Source organism: Phyllobacterium sp. P5_D12 (genome assembly GCF_054049495.1).
Window position 1 is genome coordinate 1 of sequence record NZ_JBFUMG010000311.1, and the last position, 5,251, is coordinate 5,251.

General features: G+C 57.8%; 4 protein-coding genes. 1 reads left to right on the forward strand and 3 read right to left on the reverse strand.

Annotation, left to right across the window (positions count from 1 at the left end):
• Positions 1 to 62: 62 nt before the first annotated feature.
• The 3 genes from ACXJ5O_RS17985 to ACXJ5O_RS17995 all read right to left on the reverse strand — a co-directional run bounded on the left by ACXJ5O_RS17985 (position 63) and on the right by ACXJ5O_RS17995 (position 2,493).
• On the reverse strand, positions 63 to 1,154 hold the full coding sequence (locus tag ACXJ5O_RS17985; RefSeq protein WP_457301084.1) for a methyltransferase: 1,092 nt from the start codon (positions 1,152 to 1,154) through the stop codon (positions 63 to 65).
• Positions 1,155 to 1,465: 311 nt separating this feature from the next.
• Positions 1,466 to 2,203 carry a zeta toxin family protein gene (locus ACXJ5O_RS17990; protein ID WP_457301085.1) on the reverse strand — a complete coding sequence of 246 codons (738 nt, stop codon included), beginning with the start codon at positions 2,201 to 2,203 and terminating at the stop codon, positions 1,466 to 1,468.
• A complete protein-coding gene (locus ACXJ5O_RS17995) occupies positions 2,200 to 2,493 on the reverse strand; it encodes a hypothetical protein (RefSeq protein ID WP_457301086.1) in 294 nt (97 codons plus the stop codon). Before ACXJ5O_RS17995 ends, ACXJ5O_RS17990 begins: the two co-directional genes overlap by 4 nt.
• A gap of 383 nt (positions 2,494 to 2,876) precedes the next feature.
• Here ACXJ5O_RS17995 and ACXJ5O_RS18000 point away from each other — a divergent pair, with 383 nt between their 5' ends.
• The gene (locus ACXJ5O_RS18000; protein ID WP_457301087.1) at positions 2,877 to 4,256 is read left to right on the forward strand and encodes a cytochrome P450; all 1,380 of its coding nucleotides are present in this window, start codon (positions 2,877 to 2,879) and stop codon (positions 4,254 to 4,256) included.
• Positions 4,257 to 5,251: the final 995 nt, after the last annotated feature.

The window sequence follows — 5,251 nt, forward strand, 5'->3', positions numbered from 1 at the left end:
AGGCCGATTAGCGTGGTTTTTGATTGGGCACAAAATCTAAAGGCAGTTTGCGACAGATCCTTCTAAATCTGAACCGCTTCTATCACGCTGACCGCCGATTGGGTCGGCACGACACGGGTGAGACGGAAGCCAGCCTTACTAAGAAGGGAGCGGTATTCTGCCTCAGTCCGCTCCTGGCCTCCAGGGAGCACGAGCATCACCATATCAAGCATCTTACCTGGATGCGGCGCGTCGCCGGCCGGCAACACCATCTCCACAATAAGCAGATGGCCGTCCGGCTTCATGGCTTTGCGGACGTGGCCCAGGATACTGAGGCACTGATCTTCACCCCAGTCATGGAGGATGTGCGACATAAGATAGGCGTTGCCCCCGGCAGGCACGGTCTCGAAGAAATCACCGGCTTCTATCGTTACACGGTCGATCACGCCTTTTGATTGGAGCAACGCAGGCGCGTCCCCCACGACGTGCGACCTGTCGAACAGGATCCCGCGGGGCCCGGCATGGCGGGTGAGGATGGCTGCCAGCATGTTGCCAGTCGCGCCGCCGACATCGACAACCGTCTCGAAGGTGGAAAAATCGTAGGCTGCCGCAACTGCCGGCGGCTCTTCACCATGAATGCCGACCATCGTCTCGCTGAACAGCGAGGCGTCCTCAGGATGCTGCGCGAGGTACTCGAAGACCGGCATCCCCTGAACTTTTTCAAAGCCGGTTTCACCTGTCTGAACGGAATGGACGATGTGATCAAAGGAGCCGTCAAACCAATCGCTCCCAACGGTAAGCAGGGTTGCCCTTGCCGAGCCGGGAGCGCCGGTCGTCAGCGCCCGACCCAAGTCAGTCAGGGCGAACCGTCGCTCGGTCCGCTCGGTGAGGATGCCCAAACTTGCGAGCGTGCGCATCAACCTGTGCAGAGTAGGGGCATGCGCGCCGATAGCGCCCGCCAGCTCCTCGGCACTCTTAGTTCCTGACTTAAGCTGATCTGCGAGACCCAATTTGGCCGCAGCGTAGACAACTCTCGATGCCCAGTAGGCAGTACCCATCTGAATAAGTTGGACGTGAGGCGGAAGACTTGGTGACGAAGAATGCTGCTCAGGTTCAGTCATATTGAGCTTTCTGTATGAGTATAACGATTGAGCTGAACACGCACGCACACGCATAGCATAAGCATGGTCGCCTCATCGTCAGGTGTCAAATCACGTTGCAGCATCGGACCAGAAAGCGTTCTTCTTTCTTTTGGAATATTCTATCCGTACAATGTCGAAATGTTATGAATAAATGTTCGTTTAAAAATGCCGATAATGGCCGTTTTGGATTGTCCCCAAAATTCTACAATCCCGAAAGATCCCGTTGTCGCCTGCACAATCCGCCGTTCTTTCGTAAGGTTGAAGGGTTGATTTAGCGACAGCTGACGTTCGGTGCAGTCAGCGCTGCTATTTCAACAGATTCATAATCGCCCAGGTTCTAGATGTCACGCGACCAGCGGGCTGACGACATCCAACCACTCCCCAATCGACGGCGGATCCGACTTCGACCCGCGACGGACGTCGAACATCTCCTTCTCGCCCAACTGGACCCGGCAAACGGTGAAGGCTTCCTTTGGGCCGCGGCTGTTGTCGGTGAAAATCCAAGCAGCGGCGGCTTCAGCAGCGGCCGCAATAGCGCGTTGCGTCTTGGGAAAGCGACGCAGCAGACGCTCCATGGGTACGTCATGGCCATTGTCGGCGACACGGGTCTGTACACGCAAGATCGAGAGCTCGACAGTCGTAAGGCCGACGAAGAACAGCAGCACGAAGTAGCCGGCCGTCTGCATGTCGCGGATGAGATCGAGCTTCGAGAGCACTGAACCGTCGGGCTGCTCTTCCCAATATAAGAAGACGGTTTCCATCGCGAAGGGCACCTTAGCCTGCATCGCGTGACCCGCAAAGGCTTGGACACCATCCTGAGCGACCTTCATCCACCCCTCGTCGGTATCTCGCAAGACCTGAGCCCATTTGTCGAGCGCATCATCGCTTCCCGCTTCAGGAAGAATGGACAGCATCATGCGGTCGGCATTGATGAGCGGGATCTGTAACTGGCCGGATAGGATTTGCCGCCACATCGTCGATTTGCCGGAGCCGTTGTGTCCAGCCAAAACGATCGCAAGCGGCTTCTTGGTCCGTCGCTGCGCCTTCAGTATTTCTTCAACGGCTTCGGAAAGCTGCGTCAATCAACGACTCGGAACGACCCATCGATCAGGCGTCCACGTTCAGTGCGTCCATTCAAACGGCGAATGAAGACACCGGACTCCCCTTCGGCGACCGAGAACTGAGGAACATCTTTCTTGGCTCGAAGCACTACACCCGGCTTGGAAAGCGTCTTGCTTATACGCTCAAGTGCTTCGGTGCTGCGTTCAACGTTAGTTTTGACGGCTGCTGCGGTGGGCTTTGTCCCTGTCACTGTGACGCTGCCAAACTTGACCTTGGACGCGCGTTTGACGCCTTCCTTCTGAAAGGCCATCCATTGCCCGGTCGACTGTGAACGAGTTTTAGTGCTTTGTTTCGCCATGGCGTCAAGATAGCGTTTCAATTGTAAATTTGCTAGTCTCGCCTAGAGTATTTGCTGTCCTAAGGTGCCGAGAACAGCATCGGAGCAGCGCTGGCGCAGTTGCAACAGCGCCGCGTCGAGGTCGTCGTTTCCTATGCCCTTCGGTGTTCGCCTGTTTACGCGGAGACGCTGAGCAGGCCGGATACGACGAGGCTACAGGATCTTGCGTCGCCGTTCAGAAACCGACTGCGCGACCTGGGCGTCGGCGATCTGCCGTTGGTCGTAGAGCCCTGCAGCGAGCTCAAACCGGGGCCGACAGGAAGGGTCCAGCGCTTCGTCATCGAGGAGTGCGACACATGACGTCCGCAGGCAAACCGCCGGGCCCGAAAGGGCTTCCTCTTATCGGCAACCTGGTCGACTTCGACAGCGACGTGCTCGCCTTCCTGACCGGAAGCGCGCGCCGGTACGGCGATGTCGTCGCGATGCGGCTCGGCTCCTGGCCGACCTTGCTGCTCTCCAACTCCGACGACATCGAAAGGGTTCTCGTCAAGGAGCATGAGAATTTCGTCAAGCACAGCTTCTTCTGGAGACACGTCACTGCGCTCTTCGGCACCGGCCTGCTGACGAGTGAGGGCGAGCTTTGGCACCGACAGCGGCGGCTTGCGGCTCCTGCATTTGCCGGCGGCCAGTTGCAGGGCTACGGTACGGCCATGGTGTGCCACACCGAGCGGATGCTGGAGAACTGGAGGGATGGCGAAACCCGCAACCTGCATTCCGAAATGATGGCACTCACGCTCGAAATCGCCGCGAAGACGTTGTTCGGCTCCGAAATCGCGGAGGATGTTTCGCAAATAGATCACGCGCTGAACGACCTCACAGGGGAGATTGCCGCACGATTCAAGCGTCCGTTTGTTATACCCGACTTCGTTCCTCTTCCGGGCCACATACGTTACAGGCGCGCGATCGCGCGGATCGAGCGGCTGATCGACAGGCTGATCGGCGAGCGCCGGTCAGCAAAAACGGACGGCACCGATCTCCTCTCCAAGTTGATGGCGGCGAGAGACGAGAACGGGCAGCCGATGTCCGATCGCCAGCTGCGTGACGAAGCGATCACGCTGATCCTGGCCGGCCACGAGACCACCGCTCTCGCGCTCTCCTGGACCTGCTATCTCCTCGGGCGGCACCCGGACGTTCAAGCGGAGCTGGCAGTAGAGGCAGGAGGGTTGCTGCACGGCCGCTGTGCAATCGTGGAGGACTTGCCGTTATTGCGGTTCGCAGAGTGCGTGGTCACTGAGGCGATGCGGCTCTATCCGCCGGTATGGACGATCGGTCGTGAGGCCGTGCGCGATTGCGAGCTGGGCGGCTACGCCGTACCGGCACGCACCACAATCCTGATCTCGCCCTGGGTGATACACCGCGACCCGCGCAACTTCGACCGCCCCGACGAATTCCTGCCCGGCCGATGGGCGGATGGTCTGCACCGCAGGCTGCCGAGGTTCGCTTACTGCCCCTTCGGCGGCGGCCCGCGCATCTGCATCGGCCAGCGCTTTGCGATGATGGAAGCGGTTCTGATTCTTGCCACGATCGTGCACCGCTTCAGGATTTCCCTGCACCTCGAACGAAAGGTGACACCCCATCCGTCAATTACGCTGCGGCCGAAAGACGGGGTGTGGGCGACGCTCTCTAGGCGCGATGTCCAGGAACGGCAAAGCTGTCCGGACTTCAGCCGGCGCTGATGTGCCATACGGTAACTCTTTAGGCGGCTAATCACTTGGCGGCGCTTTGCAGAGAAGTATCTTTGGTGCCGCAATCCTTAAACAAACCGGTCCATCACGTTGGAAGAGGCACTCCTGTTGAGTCGGGGCAGACTGATTCATGGACCGTCACGCAACGAAATGGAACGGCTGGTCCGTTCGCGATGGCAACAGTATCTGGACACCCGGCTGGACGGGGTCGATGATCGGCTTTCTCCGGGCGCAGCCGCGTTACTGGAGGCTTCCGTTTGCGGATTCCGACCGGCTTCAAAAGAGCCCATCTGATCTAGTCAAATGACGGGGGTTTCGATGCAGCAACCAGTCTTTACCGGTGACTGCGCCGACTTTAAATTCGAATACTTTGAATTATGTGCATCAGTTTTTGTGAATGCAATATGTTGTTGGAGCGCGCTAACGAGAATTGGATTGTTCATCGATTCACGTCAGTGCGCTACGTAGGTTTTGCGGCGCCAATGCTCATCCCAGATGACCGAACGGATTCGAACCTGTGAGTCAATGATCTCTACCTAATTTTGCAATAGCAGAAGATACTTAGATACTTCGTGCTATCTGCAGGTCGCACCCATTTGTGCGATACTCTCAATACCGCGCCATTGAACTTAATGTCGGAACCCATCATAGCCCAGGACGCTCGCCTCATCGTCGTTGTCGCATTCAGCCGCGCTGACAATGATGAGCTTGTGCCGACCTATGATCCCACGCAATTCGAACCCCAGAAGAGGCTGTCCGCATGGCCCGCTATGTAACTGCAAAGTGTGCCGATGTTCTGGCGTGGAGCCGCGAGGACCAACCCGATATCGCTGTATTCGGCCTGTCTTCTGCCCTCTTCCAATGTTGCGAAGTGCCGGAGATGGAGTGCGCATGAGGGTACGGGACGGCATCAGTCGGGATCTCATCAGGTGCGCAAACGATGTCATGTTTCTTTCAGGCAGCGAGAAACAAGCGCTGTTGCGGGA